Source organism: Paenibacillus xylaniclasticus, assembly GCF_004001065.1.
Taxonomy (GTDB): domain Bacteria; phylum Bacillota; class Bacilli; order Paenibacillales; family Paenibacillaceae; genus Paenibacillus_T; species Paenibacillus_T xylaniclasticus.
This window is the reverse complement of record NZ_BIML01000010.1, coordinates 47,525-70,602: the sequence shown is the minus strand read 5'-3', so window position 1 is coordinate 70,602 and position 23,078 is coordinate 47,525. Positions and strand designations below refer to the sequence as shown.

Genomic DNA, 23,078 nt, shown 5'->3' with positions numbered 1-23,078 from the left:
TTTTGACTAGAGGAGGCACCTCTTCCGAAGCGACGGGAGGGGTGTCTTTCTTGTCGTTGTTATGGAAGAAGCTAATCTGTCGAAGGTTCGGAAATTCGATACCAGCGAAAGAGGGATGAGCGATGCAGGTCGTTTTTATGAACACATTTGACAGAATGGATGGGGAGCGTACAGTCGTTGGAGCACAAGTGTCCATTTGCGAGCATGAGGGGGCATGGCTTGTATTGTGGACGGAAGCCTCAGAAGAAGCGGATACTTGGTATGAGGGAACGTCTTGGGAAGAGATGCTTGCAGCTTTCCGGCACGGTATTTCTATCAAGATGGGGGCTGGCTTTACGCCGATTATAGACGGGATGCTGGAGGACAAGCGTTCGCTCCCGGGTGGCATCGTAGCAATGCTGCAGTGCTACGGCGAGCTGAATGCGAATGCAGAGCTGTTCGAGGAGCTTCGGGAATGGAGGAAAAGAACAGCCTCTCAGCTGCGTAAATCGGCGTATCTCGTCGCAACGAACCGGCTTCTTATGATGATAAGTGCCTATAAGCCGCACAACGTGAATGAGCTGGCACAAATTCCGGGCTGGGGCGAGACGAAGATGCGGGATTATGCAGAGCAGGTACTGGAAATTACGTCTCGTTACACGCGTGACACGACTTTTCCGCTCGATTGGGTATCGAGGCTGCTAGATCCGAAGACGTTCATGCAGTGGTCTTATAAGCAGAAGGAGCAGAAGTACCGGAATCAGATGGACCGCCACAAGCAGAAGAAACAAATTTTGCAGGCGATTGAGGACGGAAGAACGCTGGTTGAGCTGCAGGCGGAGCTGGAGATGACAAGGCGCAGCTTAATTGAGAGAATCGAGCAACTAGAGACGGAAGGGTACAACCTAGACGCGATCGTTGCCAGCGAGCTAGCTGAGATGCCGGAGGAAGAGAAGCAGTCGGTGCTGGAGGCATTCGATATCGTCGGGGATAAATATTTGAAGCCGGTTATGCAGCATGTTTATGGGAACGAAGTGTCGCCAGATCAGTCAGTAGATCTCATTTACGACCGGCTGCGGTTTCTAAGGCTTTCGTACCGCCGTAGAAAAATGAATAGAGCTGTATAATTTTGAATATAAGCAATAGGCTGCCCGCATGAACCTATGTAATTCGGATTCATGCGGGCAGCCCTTGTCGTTAACCGGTATTTTCATTGGCAGTATCGTCAGCCTCTGTTCGTTTGATTCCGCCGTCAGGCCAGATCGGATCGGCATATCGGATTACTGCACCACTGCTGCAAGGCAGCCCTGTTTCGTACGAACGATCGCCAAGCAGCTGCTCAACTTCCTCACGAAGCTCGAACGATCGGTTTAAGACGAGTTCGGCAGTAGCAGTGCGCGCATTGCTTGGCGATTGCGTCTCCCGGATCATCCGCATCGCAGCTGCGGCAACTGCGATGCCGTCCTCGATCGCTTGCTCCCACAGCGTCCAGGCACTGACGGTATAGAGCGTCTTACCGTCGGTCGGATCAAGCCAGGGCAGCTCCTGCTCGTTCATCCAATCATAGTCCGGAAGATTACGCCGGTAGGACAGCGGCTCAATCTTCCCGAAAGTAAGCAGCCGACGGATGCCGGTCGGATCGAAGAACAGTCGCTGTGCGCTTGCAATGTCGCGCAGCGCTTCTTGCCAATATTCCCGTTTGATCTCGGATGCAAGCTCTGGATACCGGACGGCTGCAATGTTCTCGAACGCTTCAAGCAGCACGTTCGGCAGCGGCCGTGCTGGAGCGATATTTTTCCATACGGGTGTTCTCCACGTATCGATGCCATACAACCGCGAAGCGATGATCGTGTCCATTGCTGTTTCGAACCGCTGATGGTCCCACTTGCGGAAGCCGGATCTGCTGAAGACATATGGATGCATATTGCGGTCAAGAACGTGGTGGAGCACGAAGCCTATTGCATAAGCGGCTGCATACCGGTCCTCGTCATCGGTCTGCCGTCCGCTGACAGAGTCGAGCAGATCGAGAAGTACGGGGCCGCATTCCCGGTTATGCATCTCGGTGCCGAGTTGATTCATGACGGAGCTTTTATGCCAAGGAAGGAATCGATGATAGAATAAAAAATCAGGACCTTGGCACCCGAGATTGAACCATTTGGTCATCTCATCATCTGAGAGCCAGTTTTGTTCCTCAAGGCGCTCCATTATCGTATGGCCGAAAAGGATGTGTGCCCAAACGTTCGGCATGATTATCCTCCCTCTGATGGGTATAAAGTACTAAACATCTTCAAACTAGTATACTTGTCCTAATGAATTCAGTATAATGGATTCAATATAGCGGAAATACACGAATGCTGTCGAGAAGGAGCGCAGAAACCTCCATGAAAGCAGAATACATCAATCCGTTTCTAGAATCTGCCAAAAACGTAATTGAGCAGGTGGTTCAAATTACGCCAGCTACGGGACAACCTGGATTAAAGCCGATTGTAATTGTCGATAACTGTATCTTTATTCAAATCGACATTCACGGACAAATGCAAGGTCATATTATATTTGGCATTAGCGAGCCAGTAGCGCTTAAAATGATCTCCGCGATGATGGGCGGCTTCGCCATCTCACAGATCGACGAAATCGGCAAGAGTGCGATTTCGGAGCTTGGTAATATGATCAGCGGCAATGCCAGCACGCTTCTATTTAATCAAGGCGTTCACGTCGATATAACGCCACCGGTTATCATTACGACGTTGAGTTCCGCACTGACAGCAAGTAACGCGTTGACGATCCCGCTCATTATGGACGGTATCGGCGAGATGGATATTCAAGTCTTAATCGCATCGTAACACGAAATGGGCTCCTCGGGGAGCCTTTTTGTATGAAAGATGAGAAAGGATTAATGTTCGCCATCTAGGACGATTGCTCTGAGCCTGTTCGAATGCCGGAGGGATCGTCTTTTATTTTGCTAACGATCAAGCGATGAAGTACACTATTAGCAGGTGATGCGAAAGATGGTAAAAGGAAGGACAATTGTTATAACGGGGGCGTCGAGCGGACTAGGTCTGATTACCGCGTTGAAGTTAGCGGAGCGGGGCGCGAACGTTGTCATGACAGGCCGGAGCATGTCGAAGCTGAAGACGGCTGTCGATACGCTTCCTGGTGCGAAGAGCTTCCGGCTTTATTCGCTTGACGTTACGGATGCTGCAGCTGCCGTCGAAACATTGGAACGGATTTGGCGTGAGATGAACGGCGTGGACGTATTAGTCAACAATGCAGGCTTTGGCTACTTTGAGAGTTTCGTAGACGCGCCGCTTGCTCATTTTGAACAGATGATGGATACGAACTATATGGGAGCTGTGCGCTGCACGAAAGCGCTGCTCCCACAAATGCTCCAGCGCGGCAGCGGACAGATTGTTAATATCGCTTCGATTGCCGGCAAGCTTGGGACACCGAAGTCGACCGGCTATGCGGCTTCGAAGCATGCGATGCTCGGATTCACGAATGCGCTTAGGCAAGAGCTGCGCGGTACGGGCATTATCGTGTCTGCTGTCAATCCGGGACCGTTCGAGACGCCATTTTTTCAAACGGCTGATCCGAGCGGCACATATGTGAAAGGTGTAAAATCGTTCATGATGAAGCCGGATCGGGTGGCCAATGCGGTTGTGCGCGTCATCCAGCGCCGTAAAGCAGAGATCGACTTGCCCGGGTGGGCAGCGATCGGCGTGAAGCTGTATCAGCTGTTTCCAAGAGCCGCGGATCGGATTGCTGGCGGCTTACTGAACAAAAAATAACGATGATGTATAGCGGAAAGAGGAAATGAAATGGCATTGAAATGGGAAGAGATTGGGGTAGGCCGTATTCTTGCGGACGCGCTTGCAGCAGACGGCCTGTTAGAACCGACGCCGGTACAGCGCGAGGCAATTGCAGTCATGCTGGCCGGTTCAGACCTGACAGCAAGATCACAGACGGGCAGCGGTAAGACGCTGGCTTTTCTACTGCCAGTGCTGCAGCGCATCGACAGCGCAAGCTCGTCGGTACAAGCTGTCGTGCTTGCGCCGACGCAGGAGCTCGCCATGCAAATTACGAGAGTAGCGCAGACGTACGGTAAGGCGGTAGGCGTTCGGGTCGTACCGTTGATCGGTGGTGCGGCAGTATTTCGTCAAATCGACAATTTGAAAAAAAATAAACCGCAGCTTGTCGTCGGTACGCCGGGACGCATTCATGAGCTGTTCGTCTCGCGCAAGCTGAAGCTTGGTGAAGTGAAGCAGCTCATCATCGATGAGGCGGATCAAGTGTTCGACCTCGGATCGCTGCGCGAGGTGGATGCGCTGCTCAAGGGTACGCCGCGTGATCGTCAGCTGGCGTTCTTCTCGGCGACACGTCCCGAGTCGATGGCGGAGATGGAGCACAAATGGATGCGTGAGCCGAAGCTGATCGACCTCGCCGGCAAGCAGCGCGTTGCGGAGTCAATTGAGCATCTATATCTCGTTGTCGACAAGCGTGATAAAGTCGATGCGGCGCGTCGGCTAATCCGGCTTCTGAATCCGTCCTCGGCTCTGTTGTTCTTGAACGATACGGACAATATCGCTCAGTGGGAGTCGAAGCTGAAGTATGAAGGCTTTACCGTTGAGATGCTCTATGGCGACGCGAACAAGCAGCGCCGCTCCGTAACGCTCGATAAGTTCCGCAGCGGAGCCTGCAAGCTGCTGATCGCGACCGATGTCGCGGCACGCGGAATCGATATTCCTGCGCTGCCGCTTGTTCTGAATCTCGATCCGCCGATCGATGCTGACCATTATGTTCACCGTGCAGGACGTACTGGACGGATGGGAAAGCAAGGGCTTGTCATTACGCTCATCACACATCAGGAACGGTTCATAATGGACAAGTTCGCCAAGCGGCTCGGAATTGAGCTGAAGGAGCGCGTCATGTCGTATGGCAAGCTGATGACGCCGGATGAGGCGCGCCGCCAAGGCGCCGCTGCCGCTGCCGCTCCAAGAACGAAAGGGCAGCCGGGCAGCCGGAATGTGTCTTCGAAGCAAGCTGGTTCAACCGGCGATAAGGCAACGACGGCAGCATACAGCTCACGGTCGGAGCGCAGTTCTTCCATAGCTAGGCGGTCCTCGCTTATTGAACAGGGAAGCGATAGCCGTGCAGCAGCTGGGCTAACGGAACGGACAGCAGGTCTATCCGGCGCATCAAGAGGAACGCAGCGGCTCGGCGAACGCTCCTCCGATCTGTCGGGACGGCCGGCTGACCGCCGAGATTCCAGCGCTAAGCATGGAGGCAAGTCTGGTTCAGGCAAGATGACGGAGAAGCAGCGGAAGAAGGCAGCGAAGGATAAAGGCGCTCCGAAATGGTTGAAGGCGAAACGAGCCGCGCAGCAGTCTGAATCGAAAAATTAACGCAGCATTTTTTGAGGCCACCCCCCGAAAGCGTTCCCCGGCTCCCGAACATTATGGGCGTAAGGGAAAACGGCACAGCCGAACAACGCATAGGAGAGGTGGCTTTTTAATGACAGCTTCTAAATGGAAAAAGGTTGCGATTACCTCTATAGCGGCAATGACACTGGTGAGTGGGGCTTCCACAGCATTCGCTGCGCATGATCACGGTAAAGACAAGGGCAAGGATGACGATAAGAAGAACAATACGATATCGATTAACCTTCATTTCAAAGATGCAGACGAGATGAAATGGGCAGAGGAGTACATTATTCGTCTAGCATCTAAAGGTGTGTTCAATGGTTATCAGGATGGCACGTTCAAGCCTTCGCAAAAAATTTCCCGCATTGAGACGCTCGTTGCAGCAGTGCGTCTGATGGGCTTGCGCGAACAGGCGGAATCAGCGGCTGAGATGAGTACGGAATTGAATTTTAAAGACGCTGACCAGCTGAAGAAGAAATATCCGTGGGCCGTTGGCTACGTAGCCGTCGCGCTGGAGAACGACCTGTTCAGTGAGACAGAAGATATGATTCACCCGGAAAAGCCAGCTACTCGCCTCTGGGCGGCGACGATTCTGGTTAAGGCGCTCAAGCTGGATGGGGAAGCAAAGGCAAAGAGCAATACGAAGCTGACGTTTAAGGATGCGAAGCAAATTCCGGCAGGCTCAGTCGGCTATGTTGCTGTTGCTCTGGAGAAAGGTCTTGTTACAGGTTATCAAGATAATTCGTTCCGTCCGAACCAGCAGGTTACGCGCGCTGAGCTCGCGGCTTTGCTCGACCGCACCGACTCGCAGCTGCCGAATAACGATGGACAGGCGATTACAGGCAGCCTGAAGGCCGCACCGTCTAATGGCTCCATCGTTGTCGTGAAGGCGGATAAGTCGGAAGCGACGCTCGCGCTCGATCCGAACGTCTTTATTTTCCGTGATAATAAGAAGGTAGCGGTATCCGAGCTGCAAGCGGGCGACGAGGTGCTCGTACGCACGTATCAGAATAAAGTCATTTTCATCGATGTTACGAAATTGGCTCCGCAATCGACGAAATTCGTTGATGCCGGCGCGCTTAGCACGGTGTCGTTGAACGCCCAAGGCAAGCTGGCTACAGTCTCGATTATTAAGACGGTGAACGGAACGGCGCAGGCGGCTATCTATAACGTTGATCCGAACGTCGTCATTTCGGGTGATACATCGAAGCTTGTTGCTGGTCAAGCGATCGAACTGACGATTGAGCATAACGTAGTTAAGCTGATCGTCATTAAGTAATCGCATGATGATTATTTCTATATGAATCAGGAGCAAGGCGGTACGGGGCCATAATATAGGTCTCTGTACCGCCTTGTCGCCTAGTTAAGAGTCATTCGTGGCGCTGTATTTCTGTTTCTTCCCTTTCATCGAGTATAATTAAGAGGAAGGACGGTGGGAAACGGATGAATCAGAAGAGTACGGCTAATACAAGGGATACGAATCATATTAGTCCGACCGCGGCGGCAAGTCCAGTGCTGCAGGTGACGGAGCTTGTCGGCGGCTATAGTCCGAGGAGGCCGGTGCTGCACGGTTTGACGTTCGACGTACGCCCGGGCGAGATCGTCGGCCTTATCGGCTTGAACGGCGCTGGCAAAAGTACCGCGATTAAGCATATTCTCGGCCTAATGCAGCCGCATACAGGTCAGATTCAGGTCAGCGGAACGACGCTTGACCGCGACCCGCAGAAGTATCGGAGCTCTATCGCTTACGTGCCGGAATCGCCGGTGCTGTTCGACGAGTTGACCGTCGATGAGCATTTGCGCTTGACGGGCATGGCATACGGAGTGGATGGCGATGCCTACAACGACCGGCGCGAACGGCTGCTCGACCAGTTCCATATGCGGGTGAAGAGAGGTGCCTTCGCGGAGCATCTGTCCAAAGGGATGAAGCAGAAGGTCATGATTATGAACGCACTGCTGGCTAATCCGTCACTGTTCATTATTGACGAGCCGTTTCTTGGGCTCGATCCGCTCGGCATCCGATCGCTGCTGGAGCGGCTCGTTGAGGTGAAGCGGGCTGGAGCAGCGGTGCTGATGAGCTCTCATATTTTATCGACGGTAGAGACGTACTGCGATCGTTATATCGTGCTTCACCACGGGCGGATTGCTGCTTCAGGTACGCTGGACGATGTACGAAAGGCCGCAGGGATGGCGGATGGAACATTAGACGAAGCTTTTTTCCGTCTCGTATCGGATACGGCGGGAGGCGAAGGACTGACCCATGGGCGATAAAACAGTTCAGTCGGGAAGCGGTACAGAGACACAGAGGTCTTCAGCCTTGCCGATGACCGGCCGCTTCGACCCGAACCAGCTATGGTCGTACCGGGCAGCCGCATTCCGGAAGGAGATGATACCCTACTCCAGCTACGTTGCGCGAAGCGGGTTCCCTGGTGTTATCATGCTAGGGCTGATCGTAGCGGCGATAGGGTATTCGATGCTCGTACGGGATGTGCCAGCACATTTTCCGTTCACTTTGTTCGGACTTGTACTGACGATCGGATTCGTCTGCTGGAGTCCGCTGCGCTCGTGGCTTCAACCGGCGGATACGGTCTTCCTGCTGCCGCAGGAGGCAGCGATGACCAGCTATATTCGCCGTTCCATACGTTATAACACTCTAGCAGGGCTGATCGGTGTATGGGCGTCGCTTCTCATTTATTGGCCGATGTATTCGCAGGGAGAAGGACAAGCTGGCGCCCTGCTGCTATTCATCGCTCTAACGGTGCTCAAAGTGGCGAATACGGCCGGCGCTTGGCAGGAGAGGCGGGCGTCGGAGGCTGGTGCAAGACGGCTGCTAAGGTTTGCTCGATGGGTGTTATCCGGACTGACGCTTGCAGCGCTGTATCAGCTTGAGCCATGGAAGGCATTCATTCTCGGAATGCTTGCCGCAGTGCTTTACGCGCTAGCCTGCCGTCTGCCGCGAAAGCACCCGTTTCCTTGGGATACGCTCATTCGCGAAGAGACAAGGACCAGACGGCGTTATTACCGGTTTATGGCCTTGTTTATCGATGTGCCGACGCAGGCCCCGCGTATCGCACGTCGCCGTTATTTGTCTTGGATTGGCGGACGGATTCCATACGCGCAGCGGGGGACGTATCATTATCTATATGCGATGACGATGTTCCGGACAGAGCTTGGAGGCATGCTTGTCCGATTGACATTGCTCGGTATGCTTGTGCTGTATTGGCTTGGCGAGGCGGTATGGCTGGACGGCTGGGGAGCATGCGCTGTGTATGCCCTATTCGCAGCTATTATCGGGCTGCAGCTCGGAGCGCTGAGGCATTCGCATAAATATGCGGTCTGGGCGCATATATATCCGCTGCCTAACGACCGCCGGACGACATCGCTGATCGTAGTTGACCGGACGGCATTTCTAATTATTGCGATTCTGCTGTGGCTGCCGTGCGGAATCGTATTAGCGGTACAAGAAGAGCTCATTCCGGCGCTCCTTGCTCCTGCGGTTATATTGTTGTATGCAGCGGTGGTCCGGCCAGGCGGCGTTCGCAGGAAGGTGGTCAAGGAGACGGAAGAGGATTAAGCGAAGCGGCTGTGCAGAGACGAATAGGACGATCTGACCGGGAGCAGGTCGTCCATAAAGCTGCCTTCGTCAGTCAGAATCGTCCTGAGCGGAATATGGCGTAGAGCATAAATAAGAACATAACGGTTGCAATGCCGAAGCCGATTTCGATGACCGGGAATTGCCAAATGAAGGTCGACTGTCGTCCGAGGGACGAGCCGATAATAAGTCCGACCATCACAATGCTGAATGACAGCAGCACGATGCTGAAAGATAGACGATTGCCTATCCGGTCCATCTTCTTCAGAAACGTATCCAGCTCCGGTACGGATAATTCCTGCCGGAGCTTTCCTTTGCGCACAACGTGAGATACGTCGCGCAGCGTCTCTGGCAGCTCGGCAAGCAGATCGACATATTCGCCGGCATAATGCATGGCGTTCTCAGCGAATGATCGTGGATGGACCCGATCCATGAACAGCTTGCGTCCGAATGGCTCGGCGACGTCGACGATGCTGAATGAATTGTCCAGCGAAGAGATGACACCCTCAAGCGTAAGCAGCGTCTTGCCGAGCAAAGTAAAGTCTGAGGGGATTTGAATTCGGTGCGAATAGGCGACGGCGAACAGGTCGTTCACCGATTCACCTAAGCTGATCTGGCTGAGCGGAACGTCATAATATTTGTCCCGGAGCACATCGATGTCGTCCCGCAGCTGCCGCATATCAATGTCCTCCGGCAGCACTCCCATCGCTTCGACTGCGCGGATAATCCCGTTCGTGCTGTTGCGGCGGAGTGCAATGACGAGCGAGCCGAAATGCCGTTTCATCGATGGCGTCATCCGTCCGACCATGCCGAAGTCGAGCATCCCGATGACACCGCCTTGCTGGATGATGATATTGCCGGGATGAGGATCGGCATGGAACAGTCCAACGTCGAATATTTGGCGGAACAATACGTTAGTAATCCGTTCGGCGACCTTCTTAGGCGACGCCCCAATGCTCTTGAGGCCATCGATGTCGTTCACTTTGACACCGCTCATCCGTTCCATCGTCAGCACGCGTCTGCTCGAATATTCCCAATAGATGGTTGGGATATGAATGCCCGGGTCCCGGGCGAACGCCCGTGCCATTCGCTCGGCGTTGCGCCCCTCAATCGCGTAGTCGAGCTCGGAGCGCAGCGAGTGCGCCAGCTCTGTGACCATGTCGCGGATTTGATATTTGGCCGCCCATTCGATCCGGTGCTCAGCGATCCGGGCGAGATTGTCTAATATTTCGAGATCGGTCTCGATCTGCTCGTAAATATGGGGCCGCTGAATTTTTACGGCGACAGGCTGGTTGTTCGGCAAGACTGCCAGATGAACTTGTCCGATCGATGCTGCAGCAACAGGCGTCTCATCGAAGGAAGCATATAGCTCGTATACGGAAGAGCCGAGCTCTGCTTCCAGGACAGCAGCAGCCTCCTTGAATGGGATAGGCGCTACATGGTCCTGCAGCTTTATGAGCTCAGCTATAATGTCAGCCGGCAGCAGATCGGGGCGTGTGCTGGCGATCTGACCAATCTTAATGTACGTAGGGCCGAGCTCCTCCAGAAATTGCCGAATTCGTTCTCCTGTCGACTTCGTGCTGGCAGATTCGGATTCTGCCGAACGAAGCGAAGACAGCGGAAATCGTTCGGTTAAGCCAAGCTCCTTGACGAGATAGCCGAAGCCGCTTCGTGCGAAAGCTTTCGCGATGTCCCGATAACGCTGAAGATGGCGAATCCGGCGACCGATGCCGATCATTCTTCCTTCTTGAGGGAGACCGCTTCGCCTTCAGTTTCCTGCTTGGCCTCGGCTGCTCCGCTTGCTGTCTTCGCTTCCAGTTCGGCGACCCGTCGTTCTAAATCAATGATTTGCTGCTTGAGTTGGTTGTAGTCGTCCTTCGTCGTTAAGTTCGCCTCATTCAACGCAGAGCGTACATATTCCTTGACGCGCGCATCGATAGAGGCCTGCACTTCACGACCTTTGCGCAGCAGCTCGTCGACCAGCTGCTTCGACTCCGATTTGTTCACCTCGCCTTTGTTCACAAGCTCCTCTACGAGCTTCTCTGCCTGCTCCTTGGTTGCGATTGCCGCGCCCAGTCCGAACGATACCGCTTTACTGAACAAATCCTTCATGAGACTCAACCTCCTTCATAGTCATGCTTACGGTAATCTTACCATAAGAAATTGTTAACGCAAATGAACGACAGGCTTGCCTCTGTCCAGTCGTCCTTTGAGCCGTTTCAGCTCTGTAACGATAATGACTGAGATGATAACGAGTAGAAACCATGAGCCGATTTTGCCCCAATGGACGACATGCCAGACACCCTCTTGGTTCGGATATTGCCAAGCCCCTAGAAATGTTGAAATATTTTCTGCCAGCCAGATGAAGAAGCCGATTAGAAGGTAGGAGACAATGACCGGCATCGAATAGGTGTGCTGGCCAACGGTAAATTTAAAGTATGCCCGCCCGAATACGGGGAGGAGAGCAGCCATCAGCCAGTAGCGGACGTCGTACAGCCAATGGTGCGTAAAAAAATTCAAATAAATCGCTGCAGACAGCAAAATCGTGACAATGGCTGGAGGCCATCCGAACACTTCGATCCGAAATCTGCGGTATGCTTGACAGATGTAGCTCGCGACGCTTGCATACATAAACCCAGAGTACAGCGGAACGCCAGCCAGCTTCGAATAGCCTTCGTCGGGATATGACCATGAGCCCATATACACTTTGAAGGTTTCGAGCGCGAGGCCGAGCAGATGGAATACGATAATAACCTTCAGCTCGTCGACGGTTTCCTGCTTCGACCAGATAAGCAGCACTTGCATCAGTAAGCATACGAACAGGATGGCGTCGTATCTCGGGATGAACGTGATGTCGACGTAACGGGTTAGAGCCATAGCGGCAAAAATGACGACGGCGAACATACAGTTCAGCGCTTGCATCCAGCCGAAACGAATAAGCTGCCTTAACCACTGCATAGATATATAAGCCCCTCCTCGTTGTCCAGTGCTTCAGGGCAGCACAGTTCATTAAACGCTTCTAGGTATAACGTATGCTTTGTCCGACAAGGTAAAGCCTAGCTTCGGATAATAGCCGACGGCATCGGGTGCAGAAATTAGCACTAGCGAGCAGCGCGGTCCGATAGCTTCCCGGACAAGCTCTACCAGTCTTGAACCTATGCCGTTGTGCTGGTATTCTTGATCGACTGCAAGGTCGGACAAGTAGCAGCAGTAAGAGAAGTCTGTCAAAGCCCTTGCAATGCCGATAAGCCGCTCTCCGTCCCAAGCGGACACGGTCAGGTCGGCATTGTCAAGCATTGTCTGCAGTCGGTTAAGATCTTGATACGGACGTTTAATGGTAGAACGTGCAAATACTTGAGACAGCTCCTCAGCTGAAATTTGCCGGGATGAAGAATACGTAATCGTCGACATCGAAATACGCCTCCTAGCATCATATTAATGTTCTAGTGCAGCATTAGTATGCATCATGGGGGTGAAGCCGGTCATATAACGCTATCAGCTCCTGCAGCGTTTGCACGGTATGTGCAGGAGAATCGCCGTGCTGGTCTTCGGACCAGTCGCCTTGCCGCGCCAGCCAGACCGGAACGAGCCCTGCTCCTCGCGAGCCCGCCACATCATTCACCGGATGATCACCGACATACCAGGCACGCTCTGGTGCTACTTGCAGTTCACTTGTACATTGAAGAAAAATGCGTGCATCCGGTTTATGAATTCCAACCGTTCCCGAGATGAGAAGCGAATGAAAATAGTCACCGATGCCGAGGCTGTCGATCTTGCGGCGTTGGATATGCTCCGGTCCGTTCGTAATAAGGCCTAGCTTGACGCCGCGATGCTTCAAATAATCGAGCATTTCGTACAGATGCGCCATCGGCTCGATACACTTTGGAAAGTGCTCCCTCCAGAAGGCGATGAATTGTTCCTTAGAAGGCGGGGAGTTCCATTCCAGCTCTTCGACAAGGAGCGGATACAGCTCCTCTCGAACTCTGTAGCCGTTGTCGTCTAATCGACGGAAAACGTCCCGCAGATAGGAAGCCTCATGCAGGCGGTCGGAGAAATATTGTGCGATCCAAAGCTCCATAAACCGGTCAATGGCGGTGCGTCGGTCAGACAGCGTTTCGTCCAGATCAAAAATAATAGCTTCAACGTTTGTCATGAACAAGGACGAGCCCCCTTTAATTCTGATTCTATGAACTTGGCTACGGAGTCGTCATTGCAGCTGCCGATAACGTCCGTTGCCATTCGTTTCAGTTCCGGGTGCGCGTCTGCGACGGCGAACGGTCTGCCAGCCTGTTTGAACATACCGATGTCGTTCAAATTGTCTCCGAATACCGTGACATCCTCCCGCTGGCAGCCGACAAGCTCGCACCAGAGAGCTAGACCGTGCTCCTTGTTCGCGTTCGGGTGCGAGATTTCGAGAAAATAATGCTTATCAATGTAACCGTCCGGAATGAATTGTATATGAGCGCTCTCCCCATATCGGTCGCTAATCGCGTGGAACAACGGCTCCAGCTCATCACGCAGCCCTATATATGTGACCATGAGCGTTCGGTAAGCGGGAGGGCTTATAAGCTTTTCCACTTCACGGAACCGCGGATCGCCTGGGCGGCTTGCATGGAAGGCTATATCTCCATAGCGGGACAGCTTTTCATGCAGCACTCGTTCTTGATCGTTATCATCAAGAGAGAATAGGAACGGTGCGAGCGACAGGGTGCGTCCGATCGCAACAATATCATTCGTAACGTCATGATCGAGCCAATGTCCGCCCAGCACTTGCTGTGAGACAGGGTCAACAATCATCGCTCCGTTATATAAGACGACCGGGTAGCGCCAATGGATTTGCGATGTAACTCGATTAGAGCTTCGATAGCTTCTTGCGGTTGCATAGCTTATCACGATGCCTTCCGCCAGCGCTTCATTCACGACTTGTACCGTATAATCGGAGAGAGAGGCGTCGGACCGCAGCAGCGTTCCGTCCAGATCTGTAACATAATAACGTTTCATAGGAACGTTACCTCCTCAATGGATTCGAGAGCCGCTAGATTCAAATCGACCTTCTCTAAGTGCCCGACGACCGGAAACTAAATATCCTTTCATCCCTGAGATACTTGCGGACGCCTTGCGGAAGTCAGCCTCTAACGGCTCGCTTAGGCCGTCTTTGACGTAGAGGAAAGCTGCTTCGGTAATCACGGATAGTTGCCTCCTATCAATCATTTTGTTGGGAAACTATACCACAAAGCTAGAGTAACGTCATCGTTATTTATTTTCGGTTTGAAATGCACAAGAAGTAAGAGATTGAGGGCTGATGGGTAAGAAGGATGCGAATATGATGCTAGGAATGGCAGCTCGGACTTGGTGTAAAAAAAAGGTTAAGCGAAAGCCCGAAGGACCGCTCAACCTTGTACTTATATTTATGCGTTCAATTCGTCTTGAACCGCTTTATGAATCGTATCGAACAGATCCTCTAGATCGCCTTCCTCGATGCAAGAGAATGCGACGCGCAAGTCGGTCTCGCCGAGGGCGATCGTGCCAATACCGTAATCGCTCAGTAGACGCTGGCGAACGGCTTCCGCCGAAACCTTCGTCAGCTTCAGGCACATAAAGTAGCCTGAGTTGAACGGATAGTACTCCCAGTCGTCGCCGTAACGTCCGCTGTCGAGCAGCGCTTTGACTTTGTTGGCACGGCGTTTCATGATCGCGTACTTCTCTGCTTTCTGCGTCTCGAAATCAGGCGATTGCAGCGCGCGCAGTACGAACGTCTGCGACGGATGCGGACCGCTTGAAATCGTCGACCGGATGATGCCAAGCGTCTTCTGCTCGAGCGATGCGAGAACCGCTTCCGAAGGAGAAGCGTACGTAATAAAGCCTACGCGGAAGCCCCATACGTATTCTTCCTTAGTTGCGCCGTCGACTTTAATGGCCAGAACGCGCTCATGCAGGCCGGCCAGCTTGCCGAACAGCGATTCATGAACCGAGTCCTCGAAGAAGAGACCGAAGTAAGCATCGTCAGTAACGGCTACGACATTAATGCCGGCTTCTGCCGCTTCCTTAATAACGGCTACGATCTCGTCGCCTTCTTGCGGTCCTGGCGTATAGCCGGTCGGGTTGTTCGGGAAGTTCAGAATGACGATTGCTTTACCCTTGTCCTTCTGTGCGAGCAGCGCTTCGCGCAGGCCTGCGCTGTTGAACTTGTTACTGCTGTTGTATAGATCGTATTCCACGATTTGTGCGCCGCGACGGACACCGAACGTCAGCTCATAGTTTTCCCAGTTCTTATTCGGAATGATGACCGCATCGCCCACGTCAGCGAACAGGTCGGACACGATGCTAAGTCCGTGCGTCAGCGCGTTCGTGACGATTGGATTGCCGATCCCTTTGCCTTCGATGGACGGATTTTCTTTAATCATCTTCGCGCGCCATGCAGTACGCAGTTCCGGCTTACCTGCAGGAGGCGCATATTCATAAAGGTCCTTCGGCTCGTAAGCGGACAGTGTGTCTTGAATGACGTTCAAGTGCATCGGCTGGCCGTTCTCGATCGCGATACCGATGGTCGCATTAAATTTCTTAGCTTTTGATTTTGCTTCAGCCGATTGGCTCAAGATGCCTACCTTCGGGAAGTAGATTTCTTGGCCGAGTTTAGACAGCATGGCGTAGACGTTGGCATTGTCCCGCTCCAACGTTTCGTTCAACTGCTGAGCAAGTGGATTCATGAATTCATTCCATCCTTCCGAATAATTCGTTTCAACGTCAAATGTAACTTGGCGATGTAAGCTATGGGTGCTATTATAACATTTTTTAAACATTAAGAGCCATTCTCATTGTAAAAAAAATTTGAGTGCGGTATGATGACGGCAAATGGATTCTAGACGGAGGGAAGCTATGCTGGACGTGCCTTCATCATCATTCATACTACTGCCTGCATTTGCCAAAATCGTCTGCGAGCCTGGTTGGAAGTGGGCAAGGCGGGAAAAGCCGATGGCCAATTACGATTTATTCTACGTGTGGAGCGGCGAAGGGGAGCTGGAGCTGAACGGAGCCGTATACGAGGTCGGAACGGGCAGCTGCTTTTTGTTCCGGCCGGGTGACTATACGAGTGCGACGCACAATCCGCAAAAGCCTTTGGTGCTGACCTATATTCATTTCGATGTGAAGGAGCCGACCGAAAACGTACCGGACCGTTATCGTATTCTGGACGATACGGTCGATTTTGAATATTTGCTTTCCCGCTATGTTCGACTGTTCCTTGTCAAGACGTTCGCAGCGGAGCAAGAGGCAAAGCTGCTTCTTAGCCAGATGATGATTCATCTGCTTCGTTCGGACCGGGAGCCGACAGTCGAGAAGCGGGCGAGCAATCAACTGACGGAAGCGATCCACGAAATTGCGAACTACATCCGTCAGCATCCAGGCATTCCTCATCGGGTCGAGGACTTAGCGAAGCGCGCGCAGCTGTCGCCAAGATATTTCTCTATTAAGTTCAAGGAATTAATCGGCCAGTCGGTTCAAACCTATATGATTCGAACGAGGATCGAGCGTGCGCAGCATTTGCTTGCGCATGCCGGGATGAACGTAACGGAAGTGGCGGATGCGCTTGGCTACCGGGATATATTTTTCTTCAGTAGACAGTTTAAGCAGTATACAGGACGCAACCCGTCGGAGATTCGATGATCGAAAGAAGAGGCTTTCTCAAGCGTCGTAATACGCGCTTGAGAAAGCCTCTTCTTTGTGTTACAGATCGAAATGAAAATACTTAATATATAGATAGAAATATAAGGGCTTACGGACAGCCCCTTGATGCTTACGGCGTACTGTGAGGGCTGCGGATCGTGCCGAGCCTTTCTCCCATTTGGACCTTCAGGCCGACCTTCAGATCGGGGCGGGGATTGAATGTATCGTCCTCGGTCAGCAGCACAACAGTTGAGCCGAACTCGAAATAAGCAAGCTCATCGCCCTTCGTTACTTGCCGAGACTGCGGCTCCGTATAGCGGATGCTGCTGACATTCATCGCTCCAACCTTGACGACTGCAGTCTCTCCGCTTTGATGGCGGATATAAGTTACTAACCGCTCGTTGCGGCTAAGAACACGCTTAATTTGGCGAAGGCCGAAGTCATTGACCGGATATACTTTGCCCGGTAGATGCTCGCGCTCTTCAACAATACCGTCTATCGGAACGTGAATACGATGGTAGTCCGTTGGGCTTAAGTATAGGACCGTATAGTAGCCATTCTTATAATTCTCTGTGCGCGGTGACCGGTTCAGAAGCTCATCGATCGTATAATCCTGTCCCTTCACGTTAACGATTGTTCCTGCTTCGATCGGTCCGCAGCCTGTAATGACCGCATCTACAGGACTGATGAGCGCGGTGGCCCCAGTATCGATCTTGCGCATGCCGGGCTTCAAACGACGGGTGAAGAAATCATTAAGCGTAGTATATTGGTTAATCGGCTTCTCAGCTTCCTCTATCTTAATGTTATACATTCGGGCGAAGCGAGGAATGAGCTTGCGGCTTGCCGCTGATTGAGCGAAGCTGCCGGTAAGCCGTGAAATTGATTTGCGAGAACTTAATTCGGTCATGACGCGAAACAACCAAGTCCACATGCCGGTTCCTACACGTCCTTTCATTATGCTGCTGTAATCACCGAATAAGTGTGACATATTCCCAGAGACAAATCAATATGAATTGGCGCACGATGGATGTCGTCCGCGGCATGCATCCAGCTTGCTGTTGGATTATAGGAACGTCAACGCTAGCCTTCTTAGAGGAGTTAACGTTGTGTTCGATTGTAGTCGATTAGTCTGTAATGTGTAATGTTTTCTGCATATCTGACAAACAATACTTAGACTTGAACGACAAAGACAAGGGGGCATTATAGTTGGAATGGATATTCGCGGCGCTCGCTGCAGCAGGCGCAGCTGTGCTTGGATGGTTTCGAACGGCGAATGAAACGGCAGCTAGAGCGGAGGACGGGGCGGCAGCTTTATCCGTACTCGCTGTGAGCGCTGTAGCAGGAGCGGGAATCGTACGAACGGTTCGCCACGGTACGCTGTATATGACGGAAATTCATAGCGTCCTCGTAAGTCCCGTCATTTGGATCGGCGGTTCTTACTTGGTTGTTTATACGATAAGCCGCCTAGCGGCAGCCTTGTTCTCCGCATCGGAACGAAGCTGGTAGTCTTGCGAGTACATGCAGAACCTGACGCCGTAAGGCGGACGCCTGTTTCCTTCCTTATGCGTCGCGTATCAGCCGCAAGCGGCGTATGCTGAAGAAGCATATCCGCACCGGCTACGTGCGGAAGGAGGCGTCAATTGCGCATGTCTGGTCCGATCAAAATTGCTTATGTAACGCCTGGTGCCTATGCGCTTCCATCCCCGCGAAGCAGCTCGGTAGAACGGGTCGTAGAGCAGCTCGTTCCGTTATTGCCGACTTCCGTGGAGCCGCGCATTTATGGGCGGACTGGCTCTGGTCTGCCGCGAAAGGGCGTATGGAAAGGCATCGTTTGCGAACGGTTTCCCGCTGCCAGCAAAGCTCGTTATGCAAGCGCAGTCAGCAGGGCGATCGCATCATTCGCACCGGATGTGATCGAGGTCGAGAACCGTCCACGGCTCTTGACCCGGCTGAAAGCGCAGCATCCCCGCGCCCGAATGTGGCTTAATCTTCATTCATCGACTTATATATCTCCTTCACATATATCCCGCAGTGCGCTGCGCCGATGCTGTCGTCTCGCCGATAAGATTATCGTAAACAGTTATTATTTGCGCGATGTTGTAATAGACAAAGTGCCGGAAGCGTATTCGAAAATTGCGGTCGTCCATCTGGGTGTCGATACCCGGCGATTCATGTCCGTCCATTCTCCAGAGGGGGCGGCAAGGCGCGAGTCCATTCGCCAAGCGAACGGCTGGACGAACCGTAAGGTGGTCTTGTTCCTTGGCCGGGTCATATCTCTTAAGGGAGTTCATCATTTGGTTAGTCTTATGCCGGAGCTGTTGAAGCGCCACCCTGATGCGCAGCTTGTCATCGTAGGCAGCCCCACATACGGCTCGCACAAGACGACGGCTTATTATCGGAAGCTTAAGAGAGCGGCTTCTAAGCTGGGCAGCCGCATCCGGTTCGTTCCTTACGTGCCCTACGGCGAAGTGCCGGATTGGATGCTAGGAGCAGACGTCGTCGCCGTGCCATCAGTCCGGCGTGAAGCGTTCGGGCTTGTGAACGTCGAAGCGATGGCGGCGGGCGTCCCGATCGTCGCGTCAAAGGTTGGGGGCATTAGCGAGGTTGTACAGGACGGGGAAACGGGACTGCTGGCAGAGCCGTCCCGGCTGCGTAGCGATCTGCTGCATAAGCTGGACCTGCTGCTCAGCAATGAGCGGCTCCGACTGGAAATAGGCAAGCGGTGCAGAGAGCGGGCGGAGGATTATTTCACTTGGCAGGCTGCCGCGGAGCGGTATGCCGCTGCGACCGCTCTTCCGGTGGAGAAGCAAGCTCAAGAGGCTTCAGAGCCGAAGATGCTTAGCAGCGCAGGCCGCGACGACATGCGCCGCTCGCTGAACACAGCAAGCTGGCAGAATGGATTTCGCAGGAGGAGCCGGTTATGCTAAAGGACGATTCAGTGCTCGCTTGACGCTGTGAACTGGAATAGACCGCTGTAGATGATTTGGGAATAAACGGTTGACATTCAGAGACAAGGAAGAGTATAGTTTGTTCAGGAAATCCACTAGGGGCGCCTTTACAGGCTGAGATAAAGCGTTTCGCTTTTGTCCCTTCGAACCTGATCTGGGTCATGCCAGCGTAGGAAAGTGGTCTTGTGCGTTACAACACGATACATGAATAGATTACATAGTTGGTCGTCGGGTACGTTCTCGATACGCGAGCTAAAGGTGCGTTCGGGAAGCGTCTCGCTTCCGAATATGGATCGGGGCTGCACTAGTAGCTGCCGGATACTATTCATGCTTCACAACGCCATAGCAGCCGCTTCCTTTGCCGGGAGCGGTTTTTTTGTCGTGGTGACAACAAAACGAGTTTCCGCCGTAGGAAGCCGATATTCCGTTTGAACATTTTTGCCTGGTTCAGTGGAAATAGCGGCTTTGGCGAAAGCAAAGGCGTGTTAAGCGCAGGCACGAGCATCATTTTTTCCCCAATAATCGCTAGCCTCCTAGGGAATTCCGACTATTCTTGGAGGAGGTTGTTTATGCCGATTCTAACGACTCCGCTGCCGGGCAGCCGTAAAGTATACGTTACAGGTGCTAGAGAAGATATTCGAGTACCGATGAGAGAAATTGTACTAGAGCCAAGCAGGGCGAGGGATGAGAAGACGTCGAACGAGCCAGTGCTTGTCTATGATGCAAGCGGGCCATACACGGATACCGACTATAAGGCGGATATCCGCAAGGGCCTGCCTTCTGTGCGCGGGGCATGGATTGCCGAGCGCGGCGATACAGAAAGCTACGATGGACGTGCGGTGAAGCCGGAGGATAACGGGTTCTCGACTGCGGAGCGTGCGGCCGAGAAGGGCGCGGAGCCGTTCCCAGGCTTGTCCCGCCGGCCGCTGCGGGCGAAGAACGGCGCTAACGTAACACAGCTGCATTATGCCCGGCGGGGGATTATAACGGCGGAGATGGAATATATCGCAGTGCGAGAAGGTGTGGACCCGGAGTTCGTTCGCAAGGAGGTTGCCGAAGGCCGGGCGATCATTCCGGCGAATATTAACCATCCCGAATGCGAGCCAATGATTATCGGGCGCAGCTTTCATGTGAAGATTAATGCGAACATTGGCAATTCTGCCGTCGCTTCTTCGATTGAGGAGGAAGTGGAGAAGATGACGTGGGCGACCCGGTGGGGCGCCGATACGATTATGGATTTGTCGACCGGCAAGAACATCCATACGACGCGCGAATGGATTATTCGTAACTCCCCTGTGCCGGTCGGTACAGTGCCGATCTATCAGGCGCTGGAGAAGGTAGGCGGCGTCGTAGAGCAGTTGTCGTGGGAAGTGTTCCGCGACACGCTGATCGAGCAGGCGGAACAGGGCGTCGATTATTTTACAATCCATGCAGGAGTGCTGCTTCGTTACGTGCCGCTCACCGCGAAGCGTGTGACTGGCATCGTATCGCGCGGTGGTTCCATTATGGCAGCTTGGTGTCTTGCCCACCATAAGGAAAACTTTTTGTACACCCATTTTGAGGAGATTTGCGAAATTATGAAGCAGTACGATGTCTCCTTCTCGCTTGGGGACGGGCTTCGCCCGGGCTCGATCGCGGATGCGAACGATGCGGCGCAGTTCGCAGAGCTGGAAACGCTTGGCGAGCTTACGAAGCTTGCTTGGAAGCATGACGTGCAGGTGATGATTGAGGGTCCCGGCCATGTGCCGATGCATCGGATACAGGAAAATGTCGACAAGCAGATGGAGCTTTGCCATGAGGCTCCATTCTATACGCTCGGGCCGCTGACGACCGATATCGCGCCGGGCTATGACCACATCACGTCAGCGATTGGTGCGGCTATGATTGGCTGGTTCGGAACGGCGATGCTTTGCTATGTAACGCCGAAGGAGCATTTGGGCCTGCCGAACAAGGAGGACGTGCGCCAAGGGGTGATCGCGTACAAAATCGCGGCACATGCAGCTGACCTAGCCAAAGGTCATCCGCGCGCACAAATTCGGGATAACGCGCTGTCGAAGGCGAGGTTCGAGTTCCGCTGGCGCGATCAATTCCATCTGTCGCTCGATCCGGAGCGCGCGATGGAATACCACGATGAGTCGCTGCCTGCCGAAGCGGCGAAGACGGCTCATTTCTGTTCGATGTGCGGACCGAAATTTTGCAGCATGCGCATTACGCAGGACATCCGCAGCTACGCCGAGGAGCACGGTCTGGGGACAGAAGAAGCGATCGAGGCCGGCATGAAGGAAAAGGCGGATTTGTTCCGTGCTCAAGGAGGTGGAATCTATGCATAAGGCGGCATATCCGGTAGAAATTTATGAGCCAATGAATGATCCCAAGCACAGCGCAGGAGACGACCAGACCAGGTATTCGCGGCAAATTCGGTTCGGTCCGATCGGCTCATCCGGTCAGAGGCAGCTGCGGTCGGCAAGCGTGCTCGTCGTTGGGACGGGCGCGCTCGGTGCCTCGTTAGCGCAGCATATGACACGCGCCGGCGTCGGTACGGTCCGGCTGGCAGACCGCGACTTCGTCGAGCCAAGCAATTTGCAGCGGCAAATGCTGTTCGACGAGGATGACGCCCGGGACGCGATGCCGAAAGCGATCGCGGCCGCACGCAGGCTTCGCCGCATTAACGGCAGCATCCGGATCGAGGCGCATGTCGTGGATGTCGGTAAGCAGACGATCGGTCCGCTGATTGAAGGCGTCGATCTGGTGCTCGACGGCACTGATAATGCGGCGGCGCGGCTCGTGTTAAGCGACGCTTGCTTCCAAGCGGGTATTCCGTTTATATATGGCGGCGTTACGGCATCGGAGGGGATGAGCGCCTCGCTCATCCCAGGGCGCACGGCGTGTTTGCGCTGTCTAATTGGCGGCGACGAGGCGAGTGACGAAGCCGCTGATACGTGCGACACGGCGGGGGTCATCTCGCCGGCCGTCGAATTCGTCGCCTCGCTGCAAGCGGCCGAGGCGCTGAAGTGGCTTAGCGGCAGCCGCGACGCAATGCGCCGCACATGGGTGAGTGCGGACGTCTGGACGTTCTGCGTCCGCGAATCGAAGCTGCCGGCTGGAAGGGCCGCCTGCCGGCATTGCGGCTCTCGGCAGGAGGAGTCCATGACAGCCGATAAGCCGGAAGCAGATGACGGCGGCGCATTCACAGCCGCCGTGCTGTGCGGCCGCGATTCTGTACAAGTGAGCAGTTCTTTGCCATTTGTTATGGAGCAGCTTCGCAGCGGCTTGGAGCGTCTTGGCTGTAGGCTGACCGTTAATCCGTACTTAACGCGTGCTGTGCTGCCGGATGGCGGCCAATGCCTCGTACTGTTTCCCGACGGCCGCGTCATTGTCCAGGGGACAAGCGACCCTAAGGAGGCTATCGAGCTATGCAACCGATATATTGGCAATGCAGCTCAGCAAGCTCCGCGAGATGCAGCTGTACGATAAGAACAG

Annotated in this window: 22 protein-coding genes and 1 riboswitch; of the genes, 12 read left to right on the top strand and 10 right to left on the bottom strand. The window is 53.6% G+C overall.

Translation table 11 applies throughout. The features are described from left to right. The first annotated feature begins 122 nt into the window (after positions 1 to 122). Positions 123 to 1,106 carry an HRDC domain-containing protein gene (locus PXY01_RS12885; protein ID WP_127570419.1) on the top strand — a complete coding sequence of 328 codons (984 nt, stop codon included), beginning with the start codon at positions 123 to 125 and terminating at the stop codon, positions 1,104 to 1,106. A 70-nt stretch (positions 1,107 to 1,176) separates the two neighbouring features. On the opposite strand, the gene PXY01_RS12880 is transcribed toward PXY01_RS12885, so the two are convergent. Next, positions 1,177 to 2,226 (bottom strand): zinc dependent phospholipase C family protein, encoded by a 1,050-nt coding sequence (locus PXY01_RS12880; RefSeq protein ID WP_127570418.1) that lies wholly within the window; start codon positions 2,224 to 2,226, stop codon positions 1,177 to 1,179. Between the two features lie 134 nt (positions 2,227 to 2,360). Between PXY01_RS12880 and PXY01_RS12875 the strand changes: the two genes are divergently transcribed. The 6 genes from PXY01_RS12875 to PXY01_RS12850 all read left to right on the top strand — a co-directional run bounded on the left by PXY01_RS12875 (position 2,361) and on the right by PXY01_RS12850 (position 8,970). Then, the gene (locus PXY01_RS12875) at positions 2,361 to 2,819 is read left to right on the top strand and encodes a chemotaxis protein CheX (protein ID WP_127570417.1); all 459 of its coding nucleotides are present in this window, start codon (positions 2,361 to 2,363) and stop codon (positions 2,817 to 2,819) included. Between the two features lie 165 nt (positions 2,820 to 2,984). Further along, positions 2,985 to 3,764, top strand: a complete 780-nt coding sequence (locus tag PXY01_RS12870) for an SDR family NAD(P)-dependent oxidoreductase (protein ID WP_127570416.1) — start codon at positions 2,985 to 2,987, stop codon at positions 3,762 to 3,764. Positions 3,765 to 3,794: 30 nt separating this feature from the next. Next, positions 3,795 to 5,378: a DEAD/DEAH box helicase gene (locus PXY01_RS12865; protein ID WP_127570415.1), complete on the top strand. Its 1,584-nt coding sequence runs from the start codon at positions 3,795 to 3,797 to the stop codon at positions 5,376 to 5,378. Between the two features lie 109 nt (positions 5,379 to 5,487). Then, on the top strand, positions 5,488 to 6,675 hold the full coding sequence (locus tag PXY01_RS12860) for an S-layer homology domain-containing protein (RefSeq protein WP_127570414.1): 1,188 nt from the start codon (positions 5,488 to 5,490) through the stop codon (positions 6,673 to 6,675). A gap of 164 nt (positions 6,676 to 6,839) precedes the next feature. Then, a complete protein-coding gene (locus tag PXY01_RS12855; RefSeq protein ID WP_127570413.1) occupies positions 6,840 to 7,667 on the top strand; it encodes an ABC transporter ATP-binding protein in 828 nt (275 codons plus the stop codon). Beyond that, positions 7,657 to 8,970 carry an ABC transporter permease gene (locus PXY01_RS12850; RefSeq protein ID WP_127570412.1) on the top strand — a complete coding sequence of 438 codons (1,314 nt, stop codon included), beginning with the start codon at positions 7,657 to 7,659 and terminating at the stop codon, positions 8,968 to 8,970. Before PXY01_RS12855 ends, PXY01_RS12850 begins: the two co-directional genes overlap by 11 nt. A 73-nt stretch (positions 8,971 to 9,043) precedes the next feature. Here the strand turns inward: PXY01_RS12850 and PXY01_RS12845 are convergent, their stop codons facing one another. From PXY01_RS12845 to PXY01_RS12815, 8 genes are all read right to left on the bottom strand, one after another. Continuing rightward, positions 9,044 to 10,726 carry an ABC1 kinase family protein gene (locus tag PXY01_RS12845; protein WP_127570411.1) on the bottom strand — a complete coding sequence of 561 codons (1,683 nt, stop codon included), beginning with the start codon at positions 10,724 to 10,726 and terminating at the stop codon, positions 9,044 to 9,046. Further along, positions 10,723 to 11,100, bottom strand: coding sequence for a phasin family protein (locus PXY01_RS12840; RefSeq protein WP_246027912.1), 378 nt, complete (start codon positions 11,098 to 11,100; stop codon positions 10,723 to 10,725). The genes PXY01_RS12845 and PXY01_RS12840 overlap by 4 nt, the downstream gene beginning before the upstream one ends. 54 nt (positions 11,101 to 11,154) lie before the next feature. Further along, positions 11,155 to 11,946 carry a DUF817 domain-containing protein gene (locus PXY01_RS12835; RefSeq protein WP_127570410.1) on the bottom strand — a complete coding sequence of 264 codons (792 nt, stop codon included), beginning with the start codon at positions 11,944 to 11,946 and terminating at the stop codon, positions 11,155 to 11,157. A 51-nt stretch (positions 11,947 to 11,997) separates the two neighbouring features. After that, positions 11,998 to 12,399, bottom strand: coding sequence for a GNAT family N-acetyltransferase (locus tag PXY01_RS12830; protein ID WP_127570409.1), 402 nt, complete (start codon positions 12,397 to 12,399; stop codon positions 11,998 to 12,000). A 43-nt stretch (positions 12,400 to 12,442) separates the two neighbouring features. After that, entirely contained in the window at positions 12,443 to 13,141 is a 699-nt protein-coding gene (locus tag PXY01_RS12825; RefSeq protein WP_127570408.1) for an HAD family hydrolase, read from the bottom strand. Continuing rightward, entirely contained in the window at positions 13,138 to 13,989 is an 852-nt protein-coding gene (locus PXY01_RS12820; protein ID WP_127570407.1) for an HAD hydrolase family protein, read from the bottom strand. The genes PXY01_RS12825 and PXY01_RS12820 overlap by 4 nt, the downstream gene beginning before the upstream one ends. A 15-nt stretch (positions 13,990 to 14,004) precedes the next feature. Continuing rightward, on the bottom strand, positions 14,005 to 14,175 hold the full coding sequence (locus PXY01_RS22355) for a hypothetical protein (protein WP_164744407.1): 171 nt from the start codon (positions 14,173 to 14,175) through the stop codon (positions 14,005 to 14,007). Between the two features lie 221 nt (positions 14,176 to 14,396). After that, complete coding sequence (locus tag PXY01_RS12815; RefSeq protein WP_127570406.1) at positions 14,397 to 15,695, bottom strand: aminotransferase class I/II-fold pyridoxal phosphate-dependent enzyme; 1,299 nt, start codon at positions 15,693 to 15,695, stop codon at positions 14,397 to 14,399. A 169-nt stretch (positions 15,696 to 15,864) separates the two neighbouring features. Between PXY01_RS12815 and PXY01_RS12810 the strand changes: the two genes are divergently transcribed. Further along, positions 15,865 to 16,650, top strand: coding sequence for a helix-turn-helix domain-containing protein (locus PXY01_RS12810; RefSeq protein WP_127570405.1), 786 nt, complete (start codon positions 15,865 to 15,867; stop codon positions 16,648 to 16,650). A gap of 130 nt (positions 16,651 to 16,780) precedes the next feature. On the opposite strand, the gene asd is transcribed toward PXY01_RS12810, so the two are convergent. Further along, on the bottom strand, positions 16,781 to 17,581 hold the full coding sequence (gene asd, locus PXY01_RS12805; RefSeq protein ID WP_127570494.1) for an archaetidylserine decarboxylase: 801 nt from the start codon (positions 17,579 to 17,581) through the stop codon (positions 16,781 to 16,783). 275 nt (positions 17,582 to 17,856) lie between these two features. Here asd and PXY01_RS12800 point away from each other — a divergent pair, with 275 nt between their 5' ends. The 4 genes from PXY01_RS12800 (at position 17,857) to PXY01_RS12785 (ending at position 23,072) form a co-directional block, all read left to right on the top strand. Then, positions 17,857 to 18,156, top strand: coding sequence for a hypothetical protein (locus tag PXY01_RS12800; protein ID WP_127570404.1), 300 nt, complete (start codon positions 17,857 to 17,859; stop codon positions 18,154 to 18,156). A 140-nt stretch (positions 18,157 to 18,296) separates the two neighbouring features. Further along, positions 18,297 to 19,577, top strand: a complete 1,281-nt coding sequence (locus PXY01_RS12795; protein ID WP_127570493.1) for a glycosyltransferase family 4 protein — start codon at positions 18,297 to 18,299, stop codon at positions 19,575 to 19,577. A 108-nt stretch (positions 19,578 to 19,685) separates the two neighbouring features. Further along, a riboswitch (TPP riboswitch) is annotated at positions 19,686 to 19,791 on the top strand. A 376-nt stretch (positions 19,792 to 20,167) separates the two neighbouring features. Further along, positions 20,168 to 21,928 carry a phosphomethylpyrimidine synthase ThiC gene (gene thiC / locus PXY01_RS12790; RefSeq protein WP_127570403.1) on the top strand — a complete coding sequence of 587 codons (1,761 nt, stop codon included), beginning with the start codon at positions 20,168 to 20,170 and terminating at the stop codon, positions 21,926 to 21,928. Next, positions 21,921 to 23,072 carry a ThiF family adenylyltransferase gene (locus PXY01_RS12785; RefSeq protein ID WP_246027911.1) on the top strand — a complete coding sequence of 384 codons (1,152 nt, stop codon included), beginning with the start codon at positions 21,921 to 21,923 and terminating at the stop codon, positions 23,070 to 23,072. The genes thiC and PXY01_RS12785 overlap by 8 nt, the downstream gene beginning before the upstream one ends. Positions 23,073 to 23,078: the final 6 nt, after the last annotated feature.

What these genes read in the sequence shown, in the direction of transcription:
- PXY01_RS12810 (WP_127570405.1), top strand. Translation starts at nt 15,865, where the DNA reads ATGCTGGACGTGCCTTCATCATCATTCATACTACTGCCTGCATTTGCC.
- PXY01_RS12850 (WP_127570412.1), top strand. Translation starts at nt 7,657, where the DNA reads ATGGGCGATAAAACAGTTCAGTCGGGAAGCGGTACAGAGACACAGAGG.
- PXY01_RS12820 (WP_127570407.1), bottom strand. Translation starts at nt 13,989, where the DNA reads ATGAAACGTTATTATGTTACAGATCTGGACGGAACGCTGCTGCGGTCC.
- PXY01_RS12845 (WP_127570411.1), bottom strand. Translation starts at nt 10,726, where the DNA reads ATGATCGGCATCGGTCGCCGGATTCGCCATCTTCAGCGTTATCGGGAC.
- PXY01_RS12825 (WP_127570408.1), bottom strand. Translation starts at nt 13,141, where the DNA reads ATGACAAACGTTGAAGCTATTATTTTTGATCTGGACGAAACGCTGTCT.
- PXY01_RS12855 (WP_127570413.1), top strand. Translation starts at nt 6,840, where the DNA reads ATGAATCAGAAGAGTACGGCTAATACAAGGGATACGAATCATATTAGT.
- PXY01_RS12840 (WP_246027912.1), bottom strand. Translation starts at nt 11,100, where the DNA reads ATGAAGGATTTGTTCAGTAAAGCGGTATCGTTCGGACTGGGCGCGGCA.
- PXY01_RS12880 (WP_127570418.1), bottom strand. Translation starts at nt 2,226, where the DNA reads ATGCCGAACGTTTGGGCACACATCCTTTTCGGCCATACGATAATGGAG.
- asd (WP_127570494.1), bottom strand. Translation starts at nt 17,581, where the DNA reads ATGTGGACTTGGTTGTTTCGCGTCATGACCGAATTAAGTTCTCGCAAA.
- PXY01_RS12885 (WP_127570419.1), top strand. Translation starts at nt 123, where the DNA reads ATGCAGGTCGTTTTTATGAACACATTTGACAGAATGGATGGGGAGCGT.
- PXY01_RS12870 (WP_127570416.1), top strand. Translation starts at nt 2,985, where the DNA reads ATGGTAAAAGGAAGGACAATTGTTATAACGGGGGCGTCGAGCGGACTA.
- PXY01_RS12795 (WP_127570493.1), top strand. Translation starts at nt 18,297, where the DNA reads ATGTCTGGTCCGATCAAAATTGCTTATGTAACGCCTGGTGCCTATGCG.
- PXY01_RS12785 (WP_246027911.1), top strand. Translation starts at nt 21,921, where the DNA reads ATGCATAAGGCGGCATATCCGGTAGAAATTTATGAGCCAATGAATGAT.
- PXY01_RS12860 (WP_127570414.1), top strand. Translation starts at nt 5,488, where the DNA reads ATGACAGCTTCTAAATGGAAAAAGGTTGCGATTACCTCTATAGCGGCA.
- PXY01_RS12865 (WP_127570415.1), top strand. Translation starts at nt 3,795, where the DNA reads ATGGCATTGAAATGGGAAGAGATTGGGGTAGGCCGTATTCTTGCGGAC.
- PXY01_RS12830 (WP_127570409.1), bottom strand. Translation starts at nt 12,399, where the DNA reads ATGTCGACGATTACGTATTCTTCATCCCGGCAAATTTCAGCTGAGGAG.
- PXY01_RS12815 (WP_127570406.1), bottom strand. Translation starts at nt 15,695, where the DNA reads ATGAATCCACTTGCTCAGCAGTTGAACGAAACGTTGGAGCGGGACAAT.
- thiC (WP_127570403.1), top strand. Translation starts at nt 20,168, where the DNA reads ATGCCGATTCTAACGACTCCGCTGCCGGGCAGCCGTAAAGTATACGTT.
- PXY01_RS12835 (WP_127570410.1), bottom strand. Translation starts at nt 11,946, where the DNA reads ATGCAGTGGTTAAGGCAGCTTATTCGTTTCGGCTGGATGCAAGCGCTG.
- PXY01_RS12875 (WP_127570417.1), top strand. Translation starts at nt 2,361, where the DNA reads ATGAAAGCAGAATACATCAATCCGTTTCTAGAATCTGCCAAAAACGTA.